Source organism: Microbacterium sp. KHB019, from assembly GCF_037285405.1.
Lineage (GTDB): Bacteria > Actinomycetota > Actinomycetes > Actinomycetales > Microbacteriaceae > Microbacterium.
Map to the genome: position 1 here is coordinate 208942 of NZ_JBBDHF010000003.1, position 14868 is coordinate 223809.

Below are 14868 nucleotides of genomic sequence, written 5' to 3' on the forward strand. Positions count from 1 at the left end.
TAGTCAGTCGAGCGGACCGAGCAGCGCGCTCGCCGCGGTCGAGTGCGCCGACTCCGGGTCCGACGGATGGAACATGCCCGCCAGCACGTCGCGGTAGAGCCGGGAGAGCTCGTTCGACGAGAAGTAGGATCCGCCGCCCGCGGTGAGGATCGCCTGATCGACGACGTGCTTGGCCATCACGACCGCGCGGTGCTTCGTGCCCGACAGCAGAGTGAACCAGCGGGCGCCGTTGTCCGCCTGCTGATCGACGTCGCGCGCGAGCGCTGCGATCTGCGGAGGCAGCGCCTCGTACGCGAGGCTCATGTCGGCGATCCGCCAGCGGATGTCGGGATCCTGGCTGTATGCCAGACCGGTCTTCTTCGATGTGCGCTTCTGCACGGTCTGCACCGCCAGCTCCAGAGCGCGGCGGGCGATGCCGGTGTAGACCGAGGCGAGCAACAGTTCGAAGACGCTGAAGATCCCGAAGACGATCGGATCGGGTGAAGGCCCCGGGTCGATGCGGCGCACGATCTGCGATGCCGGCGCGACGGCTCCGTCGAGGCGGGTGGTGCGGCTCTGGGTCGCTCGCATGCCGAGCGTGTCCCAGTCGTCGCTGGTGACGACGGCATCCGTTCGATCGACGAACGCGAACACGAGTTTCGGGGCATCCTCGCTCGTCGTGTCGAGCCCGTGCAGGCCGAGCTTCGTCCACACCGGGGCGAGCGAGGTGAATATCTTCGTTCCGGTGAAGACGTACGAGCCGTCCGGCTGCGGTGCGGCATCCGTGTCGCTTCCGAACAGCACGAGGTCGTTGCCGCCCTCGCTGATCCCGAAGGCGAACACGTCGCCACGGGCGGCGCCATCCTGCACGAACTCGAGCCCCGGCACGCCGCGGTCGCCGAACACCTTCGCGACGCCGGTCCAGACCAGGTGCATGTTGATGCACAGCGCCGTGGCAGGGGATGCCGTCGCCAGCCGCTGCTGCAGGATCGCCGCCTGCTCGAGCCCGAGCCCCGCGCCGCCGCGTTCGGTCGGAACGAGGATCTTGAGGTACCCGGCATCCCGGAGGTCGTCCAGATCCTGCTGGGGGAACGTGTTCTCGCGGTCGTGGATCGGCGCGCGCTCGCGGATGCGCTCGAGCAGCTCGTCGGGGAGGTGGACAGTGGGGTCGAAACTCATGACAGTGCCTCCAGGAGGTGGCGGATGGTGTCTTCCGGCTTGTCGCGATGCGGCGAGTGTCCGGCGCCGGTGACGACGGACATCGAGATGTTCGCGTTCGCGGCGAGCAGTTCGGCTGCGACCCCGCCGGTGAACAGGCTGTACACCTCGGGGTCCGCTCCGATGATGTGTGTTCGGATCGTCAGCCGCGCAGCATCCGCCCTGACGTCCCAGGGCTTGTTCTGCGCGCTCGTCTGCTCGACGGCCCAGCGGCTGCCCCGGGTGACCGCGTCGATCTTGAGCTCGTGGTCCTGAGGGTGCCAGTGCGGGTGCTCCGACTGCACGACCTCGATCCGGTTGTCGGAGAACGCCCGCTCCTGGCTGCGACGGACGATCGACGCATCGCGCCCGTCGACGAAGATGGCCGGGTCGATCAGGACGAGGCGCCTCGTCCAGGACGGGTCGGATGCCGCGGCGACGGTGCTGGATGCTCCGCCGAGCGAGTGTCCGATGACGGCATCCCATTGATCGGCGCCCGCCGGGCGGGTCGCAGTCAGATCGGCGGCGTAGGCGGCGACCGTGTAGTCGAGCGCGCGCGGCGCGTCGCCATGGCCGCGCAGGTCGATCGCGACCGCGTGCCATCCGGCGTTCCCCAGCGCGTCGCCCAGACGCCACATCAGCGCTCCGGACGAGCCGAGCCCATGCACGAGCAGTGCGGTCTTCTCGGACGCGGGATCGCCCCACGACAATCGGGGCAGTGTCACAACGCTCACGGGATCAGCCTAGGAGGGTGCGCGGTGCCGTGCTCGGAAAACCCGGACGATCTGGCGTGTCGACGGCGCGCCAGGCGATGACACGCCGACGCGCGTCGTGTCGCTCTCCGTTTCGACGTCGGAGCGGGCAGCGGCGCGATCAGTCGATGGGCGGCATGTCGGCCGCGATGCGCAGGACTCTGGCAGCCGCGTCGTGGCCGGCCTGAAGGCGATCGGCGAGTGGCCGATCCTCGAGGGTGGCGGCGAGGAACCCGGCAGCGAAGGCGTCGCCTGCGCCCACTGGCTCGACGACCTCGACCGTCGGCGCGGGGACGAACACCGAGTCGGAATCGCCACTGAAGGCCGTCGCCCCGACATCGCCGTCCTTGACGATGAGAAGAGCGCAGCCGGGCAGGAACGCGCGGATCTCGGATGCCGTCGCCGTGCCCCAGACGCGTTCGGCCTCATCGCGGCCGACGAACGCGATGTCGGCCGCGTTCGCGAGACGTGCAAGGGTGTCTGCGGCATCCTCCAGCGACCACAGCGGCCGCCGGTCGTTCACGTCGAAGGACACCAGCGCGCCCGCCGCGCGGGCGTCGGTGAAGAGCTGGTCGACCATCGCGCGGCAGCTCGGAGAGAGAGCGGGCGTGATGCCGGTGGTGTGCACGATCCGGATGCCTTCGAGCCGGTCTGCTCCGAGGAAGCCGGATGTCATTCGGGATGCCGCGGACCCGCGGCGGTAGTAGTAGACGGAAGAGCCATCTGCGCCCGGGTCCTTGAACATGACACCGGTCGGAGCATCCTCGTCGTTCTCGGTCCACAGCTGGATGCCTCGTCGCGCGAGCTCCGAGGAGACGCGAGCGCCGAGCGCGTCCGCTCCGAGACGGGACGCCCACGCTGCACGATGGCCGGCGGCGACGATGCCGGCGGCCACGTTCGACTCGGCGCCGGCGAGGCCGATGCTCGCTTCGCGGGACTGGGAGAGCGCTGCGTCCGTCGGAGTGACGAGAGCCATGGTCTCTCCGATGCAGACGACCTCGGGCACGGGGAATTCGGGTGAGGTGGATTCGGGTGAGACGGAAGTTTTCATGTGGATGTGATCGTCGTGACGGGTTCGGTGTCGGGGTACGGGCTGGGATCCCGATCGCGCAGGTCCGGCAGGTAGCGGACGAAGGCGGCGGAGACGATGACACCGACGACGGCGAACAGGACGGCGGCGAGATAAGCGCCCTGGGCTCCTCCTGTGCCGTCCACGAGGAACCCGGCGATGGCGGAGCCGGCAGCTGCGCCCATGAGCTGCCCGGTGCCCGCCCAGCCGAAGGCCTCGGCGGTCTCGCTGAACTTCACGCTCGCCGTGGTGATCGCGAACAGCACGGCGAGGGCCGGGGCGATGCCGAGTCCGGCGATGAACAGCGCTCCGCCGAGCCAGAAGATGTTGAGCATGACCATGGTGAGCGCCAGTCCGACGGTCAGCAGGATCAGTCTGCGCGCCATCGCCCACGGTCCGATCGGGATGTGACCGAACGACAGCCCGCCGACGAGACTGCCGACCGAGAACACGGCCAGGACGAGACCGGCATCCAGGCTCCCGTGCTCGAACGTGGCGACGACGCCCACCTCGACCGCGGCGCACGCGCCGATGAGGAGGAAGCCGATCACGGTCGCCAGCAGCACCGGCGGCTTCAGCAGAACCTTGCCGAGGCTGCGGCGACTGCGCGGGATGCGGACGCGGCCGAGTTCCGGGGAGGCGATGAACCAGCCGCAGCCGAGGACCAGGATGATCGCCACGAGCAGCAGACCCTCTGTGGTGCCGACCTGGGTGGAGACCAGCGTGATGACGACGGGCGCCAGGATCCAGATGATCTCCTGCAGTGATGCGTCGAGGGAGAACAGCGGGGTCAGCTGAGAGGAGTTGACCAGCTTCGGGTAGATCGTGCGCACGGCCGATTGGATCGGCGGCGTCGAGAGGCCTGCGAGCAGGCCGAACGCCATGTAGCCGGGAACGTTCAGGGGAAGCAGGGCCAGTGCGAGTACGGCGAGAATGCAGACGATCGTGGTGAGGGAGATGACGCGGCGCATTCCCCACATGCCCATCCAGCGGCTCGTCACCGGCCCGGCGACGGCCTGCCCGATCGAGGTCGCGGCGAGCACGAGACCGGCGGCTCCGTACGAACCGGTCTGCTGCTCGACGTGCAGCAGCACCGCCAGTGAAGTCATGCCGCTGGGGAAGCGCGCCGTCAACTGAGCGGCGATCATGCGCCCGACGCCTGGGGTGCGAAGAAGGTCCCGATATCCCGCCACGAGACAACGCTAGTGGGCGTCGATCGTCGTGCGCACGCGCGTCCGTCGCGCGTCTCCCGCGCGACACGCCCGCGACACGCCGAGCAGCAGTTTCCACAGGAATTCGGATGTCCGAGCCCCGGCGTAGCGTCCGATCTGTGGATGGATTTCTGAACGGCTCCTGAGAACCGCGAGATCACGCGCTTCTCGAGGCTCGAAACCGACCTCGGGACTGTGGATGAAATGGTGGACAACCTGTGTTGTAACCAGTGGAGAACGGTGGAAAACTACACGGATGTAACTACTATCCCTTGTGGTCACTCCTAATGTCCGTACCCATATGTAGTATTGAGATCCCGACGGGGGGTCTGTCGGAAACTTGGATCTGAGGGGAATGAATATGTCGATCACGGTCTACACCAAGCCTTCGTGCGTGCAGTGCAATGCGACCTATCGCGCGCTCGATGCGAAGGGCATCGAATACGAGATCCACGACCTCTCTGAGGACGCCGCGGCGCTCGAGCAGGTCAAGGCGCTCGGCTACATGCAGGCGCCCGTCGTCGTCACCGACGAGGGCCACTGGTCGGGCTTCCGTCCCGACAAGATCGACGAGCTCGCAGCCCGTCTGGCCTGAGACGTCACGATGAGCGCCGTCGCGACTGCTGCGCCGCTCCTGGTCTACTTCTCCAGCACCTCGGGCAACACAGCCAGATTCATCGAGAAGCTCGGCCTGCCGGCTCGCCGCATCCCGCTCTATCGCGGGGAGGAGCCGCTGGTCATCGATGAGCCTTTCGTCCTCGTCACCCCTACCTATGGCGGTGGCCAGGGCAGGGGAGAGGAGAAGGGGGCCGTTCCCAAGCAGGTGATCCGGTTCCTCAACGACGAGCGCAACCGGCGTCACATCAGGGGAGTGATCTCCGCAGGAAACACCAACTTCGGCGACGCGTTCTGCGTCGCCGGCGACATCATCAGCCGCAAGTGTCATGTGCCGCACTTGTACCGGCTCGAACTATTCGGCACGCAAGACGATGTTGATCGCGTGAGCGACGGATTGGAACGATGGTGGACATTGCAGTTGAAGAGCAGGCAGTGACCGAGCAGGTGGCGTTCAAGGTCAACCCCGCGTACGAGGGGCTCGACTATCACGCGCTCAACGCGATGCTCAACCTGTACGACGCGAACGGCAAGATCCAGTTCGACGCCGACAAGCGCGCCGCACGGGAGTACTTCCTGCAGCACGTCAACCAGAACACCGTGTTCTTCCACTCCCTCAAGGAGCGCCTCGACTACCTGGTCGAGAAGGAGTACTACGAGGGCGAGCTCATCGAGAAGTACTCGCTCGAGTTCATCCAGAAGCTCAACGACCTCGCCTACTCGAAGAAGTTCCGCTTCGAGACGTTCCTCGGCGCGTTCAAGTACTACACCAGCTACACGCTGAAGACCTTCGACGGCAAGCGCTACCTCGAGCGCTTCGAAGACCGCGTCGTCATGACCGCTCTCGGCCTCGCCGACGGTGACGAGCAGGTCGCCATCGACCTCGTGGAAGAGATCATCTCGGGCCGCTTCCAGCCGGCGACGCCGACGTTCCTCAACGCCGGCAAGGCGCAGCGCGGTGAGCTCGTCAGCTGCTTCCTGCTGCGCATCGAAGACAACATGGAGTCGATCTCGCGCGGCATCAACTCGTCGCTGCAGCTGTCGAAGCGCGGCGGCGGCGTGGCACTGCTGCTGTCGAACATCCGTGAGTCGGGTGCGCCGATCAAGCAGATCGAGAACCAGTCCAGCGGAATCATCCCCGTCATGAAGCTGCTCGAAGACAGCTTCAGCTACGCGAACCAGCTGGGTGCGCGTCAGGGCGCCGGCGCGGTCTACCTCAACGCGCACCACCCCGACATCATGCGCTTCCTCGACACGAAGCGCGAGAACGCCGACGAGAAGATCCGCATCAAGACCCTGTCGCTCGGCGTCGTCGTCCCCGACATCACCTTCGAGCTCGCCAAGAACGGCGAGGACATGTACCTCTTCTCGCCCTACGACGTCGAGAAGGTCTACGGCGTGCCGTTCGGTGACATCTCCGTCACCGAGAAGTACCGCGAGATGGTCGACGACCCGCGGATCAAGAAGACCAAGATCAACGCGCGCGAGTTCTTCCAGACGATCGCCGAGATCCAGTTCGAGTCCGGCTACCCGTACATCATGTTCGAGGACACGGTGAACAAGGCCAACCCGATCAAGGGCCGGATCAACATGTCCAACCTCTGCAGCGAGATCCTGCAGGTGAATACGCCGACCACGTACAACGAGGACCTCTCGTACGACACGATCGGCAAGGACATCTCCTGCAACCTCGGCTCCATGAACATCGCACTCGCGATGGACGGCGGAGACCTCGGTGCCACGGTCGAGACCGCGATCCGCGGCCTGACCGCCGTCAGCAACCAGAGCCACATCTCATCGGTGCGCTCGATCGAGGACGGCAACGACCGATCCCACGCGATCGGCCTCGGCCAGATGAACCTGCACGGCTACCTGGCGCGCGAGCACGTGCACTACGGCTCTGAAGAGGGCATCGACTTCACGAACATCTACTTCTACACGGTTCTGTTCCACGCGCTGCGCGCGTCGAACAAGCTGTCGATCGAGCGCGGCGTCGCCTTCGACGCGTTCGAGGACTCGACGTACGCGTCCGGAGAGTTCTTCGACAAGTACATCGACCGTGCCTGGGTGCCCGAGACCGAGAAGGTCAAGGGACTCTTCGCCGGTCACCACATCCCCACGCAGGACGACTGGGCCGAGCTGAAGGACAGCATCCAGAAGCACGGCATCTACAACCAGAACCTGCAGGCCGTCCCGCCGACCGGATCGATCTCGTACATCAACAACTCGACGTCGTCGATCCACCCGATCGCATCGAAGGTCGAGATCCGCAAGGAAGGCAAGCTCGGCCGCGTGTACTACCCGGCGCCGTTCATGACGAACGACAACCTGGAGTACTACCAGGACGCGTACGAGATCGGCTACGAGAAGGTCATCGACACGTACGCCGCGGCGACGCAGCACGTCGACCAGGGCCTGTCGCTGACGCTGTTCTTCAAGGACACCGCCACCACGCGCGACATCAACAAGGCGCAGATCTACGCATGGCGCAAGGGAATCAAGACGATCTACTACATCCGTCTGCGCCAGCTCGCCCTTGAGGGCACGTCGATGGATGAGTGCGTCAGCTGCATGCTCTGATGCGCTGAACAGAACTCTTTGAGAACAGGAACGAAATGACCCCGCACTCGCTCAAGCTGGTCGACCACGTGCAGGCGATCAACTGGAATCGCATCGAAGACGAGAAGGACCTCGAGGTCTGGAACCGTCTGGTGAACAACTTCTGGCTGCCCGAGAAGGTGCCGCTGTCGAACGACGTGCAGTCGTGGAACACGCTGACACCCGAAGAGCAGCTGCTCACCATGCGCGTCTTCACCGGCCTGACCCTGCTCGACACGATCCAGGGCACGGTCGGCGCGGTCTCGCTGATCCCGGACGCGATCACCCCGCACGAGGAGGCGGTGTACACGAACATCGCCTTCATGGAGTCGGTGCACGCCAAGAGCTACTCGTCGATCTTCTCGACCCTGGCGTCGACGAGGGAGATCGACGAGGCGTTCCGCTGGTCCACGGAGAACGCGAACCTTCAGAAGAAGGCGCAGATCATCATGGACTACTACCAGGGTGATGACCCGCTCAAGCGCAAGGTCGCCTCGACGCTGCTGGAGTCGTTCCTGTTCTACTCGGGTTTCTACCTGCCGATCTACTGGTCGTCCAAGGCGAAGCTGACGAACACGGCCGACCTCATCCGCCTCATCATCCGCGACGAGGCCGTGCACGGCTACTACATCGGCTACAAGTTCCAGAAGGGTCTCGAGAAGGAGACCCAGGAGCGCCGAGACGAGCTGAAGGACTACACCTTCAATCTCATGTTCGAGCTGTACGAGAACGAGGTGCAGTACACGCAGGACCTCTACGACGGCGTCGGTCTCACCGAGGATGTCAAGAAGTTCCTGCACTACAACGCGAACAAGGCGCTGATGAACCTCGGCTACGAGGCCATGTTCCCCTCTGATGTGACGAACGTGAACCCCGCGATCCTCTCGGCGCTCTCACCGAACGCCGACGAGAACCATGACTTCTTCTCGGGCTCCGGGTCCTCGTACGTCATCGGCAAGGCGGAGGCCACCGAGGACGACGACTGGGACTTCTGAGTCACGAAGACGACATCGGCGGCAGTGTCCTCGTCGGCCCGGCGCAGGTCAACCCCCTCATGTCGCCTCTGAGCTTCACGTACGTTCGACAGAACGACAAGAGGAGATGTGATGAGCGATCCGCAGAACACGCACGGTACCCCCGGTCCCGACGAGCAGGCAGACACAGCGTCCGGTGGTGCGCCCGACGATACGGATCAGATCCTCGAGGACGAGACCACCGACGACGAGGGCAAGCCGCTGGAGAATCCGTCCGGCGGCTGAGCAGTCGTCCGAACCTCGTCGTCGACGGCGCCGGTGAACGGGGGAGCGGAGCGCCGACTATCCTGGAATGAGCATTCACAACAGGAGGCAGCCGTGATTCTCAGCTTCATCGTTTTCTTGGTCATGTTCATCGGCGGGATTTGGGTGATGGGCATCGCGCACGGTCTGCCCATGGACTTCCAGGCGATCACGTTCTGCGTCGGTCTCGCGCTCGTATGCCTGTCGCTGGCCTGGATGATGCGCGAGGGTCGCAGCGGCGCCACCCGCCGCTCGAACAACTGGGACGGCGGCCCCGCGGCCAACTGATGAAGTCCGTACCGTTCGGCTCAGCCGCCGCGCCCGCGATCATCGCGGGGATGATGCGCATCAACGACAAGGACGATGCGCAGATCCGCGATCTCTACCGCACTGCTCGTGATGCCGGGATCGACTTCTTCGATCACGCCGATATCTACGGCGGCAGCATGCACTTCTGCGAGCAGCGCTTCGGAGACGCGCTGCGCCTGAGCGCCGCCGAGCGCGCCGAGATCACGCTGCAGACCAAATGCGGGATCGTACCGGACGCGGGGATGTTCGACTTCTCGTACGAGCACATCGTCAGGCAGGTCGACGGGTCGTTGCGGGCGCTCGGCACCGACTACATCGACGTGCTTCTGCTCCACCGACCCGACGCTCTGGTCGAGCCCGATGAGGTCGCACGCGCGTTCGACGAGCTCGCCGAATCAGGCAAGGTTCGCGCGTTCGGCGTCTCCAACCACACGCCGCGGCAGATCGACCTGCTGCGCACCGCTGTGCAGCAGCCGCTCGTCGCCAACCAGGTCCAGCTGTCGATCACCCACGCGCCGATCATCACCCAGCCCATCGCCATGAACATGCTGGGCGAAGAGCAGAGCGTCGTCCGCGACGGCGGAGGGATCGTGGAGTACTGCCGGATGAACGGCATCACGATCCAGGCCTGGTCGCCGTTCCAGGCCGGATTCTTCAGCGGGGTGTTCCTCGGCAATCCCGACTACCCCGAACTCAACGCCGTCATCGATCGGCTCGCGGCCGAGTACGACGTGACACCGATCGGCATCGCGACCGCCTGGATCACGCGGCACCCGGCGAACATGCAGGTCGTGCTCGGCACCACCACGCCGCAGCGCGTGAGCGATGCGGCCGCCGGCGCCGACATCACCCTCACCCGCCCGGAGTGGTACGAACTCTTCCGGGCGGCCGGGCACTTGCTGCCCTGACCCGCCTGGCCTGGGCGAGCGAGCGGCCGGCGATCAGCGGCGCTTGGCGAGCCGAGCCTCCAGGTTCGCCTTCACCGCCGGCCACTCCGGCTCGATCACGGAGTACTCGACGCTGTCGCGGAGTGCTCCGTTCCGGTAGCGCGAGATCGCCCGCATGACACCGTCCTGCTTGGCACCGAGCCGCTCGATCGCCGCGCGCGACTGGAAGTTCACCCACTGCGTCGTGAGTCCCACCCGGTAGACGCCGAGCGTCTCGAACGCGTGCTGCATGAGCAGCAGCTTCGATTCCGCGTTGGTGCCGGTGCCGTGCGCGGATGGACGATTCCACGTGTACCCGATGTGCAGCCGGGGAACGGAGGCGTCGAGGTCGTAGAACGTGGTCATTCCGATCGCGCGACCGGCCGCATCGAACGCCGTGAACGGCACCATCTCGCCCGCATCGCTCAGGCCGAGGCGTCGATCGATCTCGTCCGCGACGCCGTCGGGCGCCGGTACGGACGTGTACCAGGCCGTCTGCCACAGGTCGCCCTCACGCACGGCATCCATGAGGCCGTCGACATGCGATCGATCCAGGGGGCGCAACTCGACGAGGGAACCGGTGAGGACGACAGGTGCAGGCGGGGTCAGAAATGCCACCTGCCCATTCAATCAGCCGTCGTCTACTCTGAAGGCATGCCGTTCGTCTCCATCCTCATCATCGCGCTGATGATCGGCGCGCTGATCGATGTCATCACGCGCGACGAGTCCCAGGTGAAGCACCTGCCGAGGATGGTGTGGATCATCCTCGTCGTGGTGCTCCCGCTGGTCGGCAGCATCCTGTGGTTCCTGCTCGGTCGCGAGTACGGCGGCGGCGGCGTCTCCCTACCGCGGATGCCGCGCCGTGAGGCCCGTCCGAGCGCCCCGGCAGCGGCCGCTCCGCAGTACACGGCTTCGGCTGATGTCCGAACGACGGAACAGCAGATCGCCGACCTCGATCGCGAGATCGAGGAGTGGCGGCTGCGCGAGGAGATCGCCAAGCGCAAGCTCACGGACGGTGAGACCTCCTGACGATGCCGAAACGGGCCGTGCTTGGCGGCGGATCAGGTTTCCTCGGCACGGCGCTCAGGTCAGCACTCGAAGCCGATGGGTACGAGGTCAGCATCATCGGCCGGTCTGGACCCGACGCACGGTGGGACGACCCGGTGTCCGTTCTGCGCGTCGTCGACGGTGCCGATCTCATCATCGGGCTCGCGGGGAAGATCGTCAACAGTCGCTTCACCTCCGCGAACCGCGACGAGATCCTGCGTTCACGGATCGACACGACCAGGCTGCTCAGCGACGCAATCGCACAGTCCGAGAACCCGCCGGCTCTGTGGATGAACTCCAGCAGCGCCACCGTGTACCGGTATGCGCTCGATCGCCCGCAGACAGAGGCTGACACCGAGTACGACACCGGTTTCTCTCCTGACGTCGCCCTGGCGTGGGAGGAGGAGTTCTTCCGTGCCGAGCTTCCTGGCACGCGTCGAGTGGCACTGCGCATCACGATCGTGCTGGGTGACGGCCCGGCGACGACCATGCTCTTCCGGCTCGCACGATTCGGGCTCGGCGGACCGCAGATCGACGGATGGTGGTTCCCGCATCGACGCTACCGGGGCATCGGCCCGCATCCGACCGAGCCGCGCAGCCCGCTCGGCGTGCGCTCGAAGGGGCGGCAGAAGTTCAGCTGGATCCACATCGACGACCTCGTGGGCGGCATCCGGTTCATCCGCGACACCCCGGCGCTCCGCGGTCCGGTGAATCTGTCAGCCCCGACGCAGACCGACAACCGCACCCTCATGGCGACGCTGCGCCGCATCGTGCGGATGCCCTTCGGCGTGCCGGCATGGCGCTTCATGCTGGAGCCTGCGATGTGGGTGCTGCGCACCGAGCCTGAGCTCGTGCTCAAGAGCCGGTGGGTGGCCCCGCAGGTGCTGATGGATGCCGGTTACCGCTTCCGCTACGACGAGCTGGAGCCGGCGCTGCGCGACCTCCATCGCGGGAGCATCAGCGGTCGCGGAGCCTGACCAGACGCTCGTGCCCCGTCTCCTCGAGCTCGGTGATCTGCTCCCGGGACTTCAGGAAGTCCGAGAACGACCGGTAGCCGAGGCCCTTCTCGCTGAATGAGGGGTCCATGCGGCGCATGTGCGTCTTCACGGCCGAGCTGTGCAGCCACTCGTCGGCATCTGCCTTGTCGTGGCCCAGACGCAGCGCCCGCTGGAGGAGCGCTGTCGCTTCGTCCTGGTCGCTGAGCTGCGAGGCCTCGGCATCCGGCTCCGGCTCGGCCGGCTTCTTCTTCGCGCGACTCCGGGTGGCTGTCCTGGTCTTCGTCGGGGTGTCCTCCTCGGCCTCTGCCGTCGCGGCCGGTGCGGGTTTCTTCTGCACTGGACGCGTGACGCCGGGGAGGGAGTCGTAGGATTCGAACTCGTCGCACGCGGCGGCGAGAGACTTCGCTGTCGACCCCGCGACGCCGACACCGATCACGTAGCGGCCCAGGCGCTTGCAGCGCTGGGCGAGCGGCACGTAATCGCTGTCTCCGGCGACGAGCACGACATGCGTCAGGTCGGACAGGCGGAACATGTCTTCCACGGCATCCACGGCGAGCCGGATATCGGCGCCGTTCTTGGCGTAGGCGGCCGCGGGGAAGAGCTGTACGAGGTCGACGGCGCGGGCGACCAGCTGCGTGCGGTACTCGGCATTCACCGGCGACGACCAGTCCGCGTACGCACGGGTGAGGACGAGCGTGCCGAACGATGCGGCGTAGTCGATGATCGCCCCGACCTCGATCATCGCGTCCTTCAGGCGCTCAGCGACCTCCGGGTCGTTCGGGTTCTCGGAGATGCGCTGCCGGTCCTTGCTGTAGGCGTTGCGCCCGTGGACCCGGTCGTACCAGGAGATGACGATGTTGTCGAAGTCCAGGTAGACGGCGACTCTGGCTTCCTGGGTCTCAGCCATCTGCGCGCTCCTCGCTCGGGTAGCGGACGCCGATCTGCGCCCGGATCTCGTCCAGCGTTCCCATGATCGCGACAGTCTCCGCGATGGGCAAGACATCGCCCTCGAGAACGCCGCTGTTCACCAGGCGCTCGGCGGCCAGAGCCTGATACTGCATCCCCCGCCCGTCGATGCGCGACTCGTAGGTCTCGCGAACGGTTCCGTCCGGCGCGACGACCCGGAACGTCGTCGGCGCGTACCAGACGCGGTCGATCTCGATCCGGGCTTCGGTGCCGATGATGACCGCGGCGTTCGGGCCTGCGGCACGCGAGGACGAGAGGCTCGTGGAGATCGCGCCACCCGCATGGGTCATGATCGTCGCGACCTCGGCATCGGCGCCTGTTTCGGCCAGCCGCGCCGTGGCGGTGATCGTCTCCGGAGCTCCGAGGACGTCCCAGATGAACGAGATCGGGTAGATGCCGAGGTCGAGGAGAGCGCCGCCCCCGAGCTCCAGGTTGTTCAGCCGGTGCGCAGGGTCGGAACTGATCAACTGCGTGTGGTCGGCGGTGACCGCACGGATCTCGCCGAGGGCACCGGTGTCGACGATCTCACGGATCCTGACCATGTGCGGCAGGTACCGCGTCCACATCGCTTCCATCACGAGCAGGCCGCGCTCTGCCGCGATTCGCTGCAGGTCCTCGGCCTCGGCGCGGTTGACCGTGAACGCCTTCTCGACGAGCACGTGCTTGCCGTGCTCGAGCGCCAGCTTCGCCGCCTCGTAATGCATCGGATGCGGCGTCGAGACGTAGACGATGTCGACATCAGGGTTCGTCGCCAGCGCCTCATACGTCGCGTGGGCGTGCGGTATGCCGAACTCCGCCGCGAACGCGTCGGCCGACGCCTGAGTCCGCGATCCCACGGCGACGAGGTCGAGCTTCGCAGTGCGAAGGTCGGAGGCGAAGGCGTGGGCGATCCCACCTGTTGCGAGGATTCCCCAGCGAAGACCAGTCATCTGTTCAGCGTAGAGCAGTCGTGTCGCGCCCCGGCGAATCAGGGCGCATCACGGCACGAGGGAGATCTTGCCGCGTGCCTGATGCTCTTCGATCAGCCGGTGCGCCTCGGCGGCATCGCTCAGCGGCAGCTCTGCGCCGAGCTCGACCTGGAAGTCGCCCTTCGCGATCAGATCGATTGCGATGCCGATGCCCTCGGCCCGCCAGGCGAGTTCCTGTGCGGTCAGCGGTTCGGGAGAGCCACCGCTGAAAGCGCGGATGCCGAAGCTCGCGGCATCCGCGCCGCGAACGATCGTCGCGATGCGGTTCCGGTCCGCGACGAGCTCGAGCGACGCCTCGATCGCCTCGTCAGTGCCGGCGCAGTCGAGCGCCACCGTGACCTCGCCGTCGACGGCCTCTCGTACGCGATCGACGAGACCGTCGCCGTAGGCCACCGGGGTGGCGCCGAGCTCACGGAGCTGCTCATGCCGTGCCGGACTCGCCGTGGCGACCACGGTCGCTCCGCGCGCGACCGCGAACTGGATCACGGCCTGACCGACGGCGCCGGACCCGGCATGGACGAGGAGTACGTCGCCGTCGCCGACCTCGAGAGAGCGCACGCACTGGTATGCGGTGCCGATCGGGATGCCGAGACCGGCGGCCTCCGCTGCGGTGACGGCATCCGGGAGCGGGTAGAGGCGGTCGGCTCCGATCGCGATGTGGGTGGCGTACGTGCCGACGGCGTCACGGACGGCGACGCGGTCGCCGACGGCGAAACCGGTGACCCCCTCGCCGACCGAGTCGATGACGCCTGCGCCGTCGAAGCCGACGCGGCGCGGCTCGGTGATCGGGGGCATGGGACGCTTGCCGCTTCGCCGCTTCGCATCGAGCGGGTTGACGCCGGCGACCTCGATGCGGACGACGACTTCGCCGGCGCCCGCGACAGGATCGGGGATCTCCACGAGCTGGAGGACGTCAGGGGAGCCGAGTTCTGTGTAGACGATCGCGCGAGCCATGC

General features: G+C 66.2%; 17 protein-coding genes. 9 read left to right on the forward strand and 8 right to left on the reverse strand.

Annotated features, from left to right (window positions below; all coding sequences use genetic code 11):
• Positions 1-3 precede the first annotated feature (3 nt).
• From KHB019_RS12280 to KHB019_RS12295, 4 genes are all read right to left on the reverse strand, one after another.
• Positions 4-1158 carry an acyl-CoA dehydrogenase family protein gene (locus tag KHB019_RS12280; RefSeq protein WP_337459090.1) on the reverse strand — a complete coding sequence of 385 codons (1155 nt, stop codon included), beginning with the start codon at positions 1156-1158 and terminating at the stop codon, positions 4-6.
• Entirely contained in the window at positions 1155-1910 is a 756-nt protein-coding gene (locus KHB019_RS12285; RefSeq protein ID WP_337459091.1) for an alpha/beta fold hydrolase, read from the reverse strand. Before KHB019_RS12285 ends, KHB019_RS12280 begins: the two co-directional genes overlap by 4 nt.
• Positions 1911-2049: 139 nt before the next feature.
• Positions 2050-2979 (reverse strand): sugar kinase, encoded by a 930-nt coding sequence (locus tag KHB019_RS12290; protein WP_337459092.1) that lies wholly within the window; start codon positions 2977-2979, stop codon positions 2050-2052.
• Positions 2976-4190: an MFS transporter gene (locus KHB019_RS12295; protein ID WP_337459093.1), complete on the reverse strand. Its 1215-nt coding sequence runs from the start codon at positions 4188-4190 to the stop codon at positions 2976-2978. Before KHB019_RS12295 ends, KHB019_RS12290 begins: the two co-directional genes overlap by 4 nt.
• 379 nt (positions 4191-4569) lie before the next feature.
• Between KHB019_RS12295 and nrdH the strand changes: the two genes are divergently transcribed.
• The 7 genes from nrdH (at position 4570) to KHB019_RS12330 (ending at position 9915) form a co-directional block, all read left to right on the forward strand.
• Positions 4570-4803 carry a glutaredoxin-like protein NrdH gene (nrdH, locus tag KHB019_RS12300; protein ID WP_120228032.1) on the forward strand — a complete coding sequence of 78 codons (234 nt, stop codon included), beginning with the start codon at positions 4570-4572 and terminating at the stop codon, positions 4801-4803.
• 9 nt (positions 4804-4812) lie between these two features.
• Entirely contained in the window at positions 4813-5262 is a 450-nt protein-coding gene (gene nrdI / locus KHB019_RS12305) for a class Ib ribonucleoside-diphosphate reductase assembly flavoprotein NrdI (protein ID WP_337459094.1), read from the forward strand.
• Complete coding sequence (gene nrdE, locus KHB019_RS12310; RefSeq protein ID WP_337459095.1) at positions 5229-7403, forward strand: class 1b ribonucleoside-diphosphate reductase subunit alpha; 2175 nt, start codon at positions 5229-5231, stop codon at positions 7401-7403. Before nrdI ends, nrdE begins: the two co-directional genes overlap by 34 nt.
• 35 nt (positions 7404-7438) lie before the next feature.
• The gene (gene nrdF / locus KHB019_RS12315; RefSeq protein ID WP_230103502.1) at positions 7439-8416 is read left to right on the forward strand and encodes a class 1b ribonucleoside-diphosphate reductase subunit beta; all 978 of its coding nucleotides are present in this window, start codon (positions 7439-7441) and stop codon (positions 8414-8416) included.
• A gap of 111 nt (positions 8417-8527) precedes the next feature.
• Positions 8528-8680: a hypothetical protein gene (locus KHB019_RS12320; RefSeq protein WP_230103501.1), complete on the forward strand. Its 153-nt coding sequence runs from the start codon at positions 8528-8530 to the stop codon at positions 8678-8680.
• Between the two features lie 93 nt (positions 8681-8773).
• Positions 8774-8986, forward strand: a complete 213-nt coding sequence (locus KHB019_RS12325) for a hypothetical protein (RefSeq protein WP_230103500.1) — start codon at positions 8774-8776, stop codon at positions 8984-8986.
• Positions 8986-9915 (forward strand): aldo/keto reductase, encoded by a 930-nt coding sequence (locus KHB019_RS12330; RefSeq protein WP_337459096.1) that lies wholly within the window; start codon positions 8986-8988, stop codon positions 9913-9915. The genes KHB019_RS12325 and KHB019_RS12330 overlap by 1 nt, the downstream gene beginning before the upstream one ends.
• 33 nt (positions 9916-9948) lie before the next feature.
• Here the strand turns inward: KHB019_RS12330 and KHB019_RS12335 are convergent, their stop codons facing one another.
• Positions 9949-10551 (reverse strand): GNAT family N-acetyltransferase, encoded by a 603-nt coding sequence (locus tag KHB019_RS12335; RefSeq protein ID WP_337459097.1) that lies wholly within the window; start codon positions 10549-10551, stop codon positions 9949-9951.
• Positions 10552-10587: 36 nt separating this feature from the next.
• On the opposite strand from KHB019_RS12335, the gene KHB019_RS12340 reads away from it, so the two are divergent.
• Both KHB019_RS12340 and KHB019_RS12345 read left to right on the forward strand, forming a co-directional pair.
• Entirely contained in the window at positions 10588-10962 is a 375-nt protein-coding gene (locus KHB019_RS12340) for a PLD nuclease N-terminal domain-containing protein (RefSeq protein WP_337459098.1), read from the forward strand.
• A gap of 2 nt (positions 10963-10964) precedes the next feature.
• Positions 10965-11957 (forward strand): epimerase, encoded by a 993-nt coding sequence (locus tag KHB019_RS12345; protein ID WP_230103496.1) that lies wholly within the window; start codon positions 10965-10967, stop codon positions 11955-11957.
• On the opposite strand, the gene KHB019_RS12350 is transcribed toward KHB019_RS12345, so the two are convergent.
• From KHB019_RS12350 to KHB019_RS12360, 3 genes are read right to left on the reverse strand one after another with little or no spacing between them, the layout of a single operon-like run.
• A complete protein-coding gene (locus KHB019_RS12350; protein ID WP_337459099.1) occupies positions 11938-12885 on the reverse strand; it encodes an NYN domain-containing protein in 948 nt (315 codons plus the stop codon). The two genes, KHB019_RS12345 and KHB019_RS12350, sit on opposite strands and share 20 nt — an antisense overlap.
• Positions 12878-13873, reverse strand: a complete 996-nt coding sequence (locus KHB019_RS12355; protein ID WP_337459100.1) for a Gfo/Idh/MocA family protein — start codon at positions 13871-13873, stop codon at positions 12878-12880. The genes KHB019_RS12350 and KHB019_RS12355 overlap by 8 nt, the downstream gene beginning before the upstream one ends.
• A 48-nt stretch (positions 13874-13921) precedes the next feature.
• Entirely contained in the window at positions 13922-14866 is a 945-nt protein-coding gene (locus tag KHB019_RS12360) for a quinone oxidoreductase family protein (protein ID WP_337459101.1), read from the reverse strand.
• Positions 14867-14868: the final 2 nt, after the last annotated feature.

Excerpts from the sequence above, each read along its gene's own strand:
- KHB019_RS12280 (WP_337459090.1), bottom strand. The coding sequence starts at position 1,158 with ATGAGTTTCGACCCCACTGTCCACCTCCCCGACGAGCTGCTCGAGCGC.
- KHB019_RS12290 (WP_337459092.1), bottom strand. The coding sequence starts at position 2,979 with ATGAAAACTTCCGTCTCACCCGAATCCACCTCACCCGAATTCCCCGTG.
- nrdH (WP_120228032.1), top strand. The coding sequence starts at position 4,570 with ATGTCGATCACGGTCTACACCAAGCCTTCGTGCGTGCAGTGCAATGCG.
- nrdI (WP_337459094.1), top strand. The coding sequence starts at position 4,813 with ATGAGCGCCGTCGCGACTGCTGCGCCGCTCCTGGTCTACTTCTCCAGC.
- nrdE (WP_337459095.1), top strand. The coding sequence starts at position 5,229 with ATGGTGGACATTGCAGTTGAAGAGCAGGCAGTGACCGAGCAGGTGGCG.
- nrdF (WP_230103502.1), top strand. The coding sequence starts at position 7,439 with ATGACCCCGCACTCGCTCAAGCTGGTCGACCACGTGCAGGCGATCAAC.
- KHB019_RS12320 (WP_230103501.1), top strand. The coding sequence starts at position 8,528 with ATGAGCGATCCGCAGAACACGCACGGTACCCCCGGTCCCGACGAGCAG.
- KHB019_RS12330 (WP_337459096.1), top strand. The coding sequence starts at position 8,986 with ATGAAGTCCGTACCGTTCGGCTCAGCCGCCGCGCCCGCGATCATCGCG.
- KHB019_RS12340 (WP_337459098.1), top strand. The coding sequence starts at position 10,588 with ATGCCGTTCGTCTCCATCCTCATCATCGCGCTGATGATCGGCGCGCTG.
- KHB019_RS12345 (WP_230103496.1), top strand. The coding sequence starts at position 10,965 with ATGCCGAAACGGGCCGTGCTTGGCGGCGGATCAGGTTTCCTCGGCACG.
- KHB019_RS12350 (WP_337459099.1), bottom strand. The coding sequence starts at position 12,885 with ATGGCTGAGACCCAGGAAGCCAGAGTCGCCGTCTACCTGGACTTCGAC.
- KHB019_RS12355 (WP_337459100.1), bottom strand. The coding sequence starts at position 13,873 with ATGACTGGTCTTCGCTGGGGAATCCTCGCAACAGGTGGGATCGCCCAC.
- KHB019_RS12360 (WP_337459101.1), bottom strand. The coding sequence starts at position 14,866 with ATGGCTCGCGCGATCGTCTACACAGAACTCGGCTCCCCTGACGTCCTC.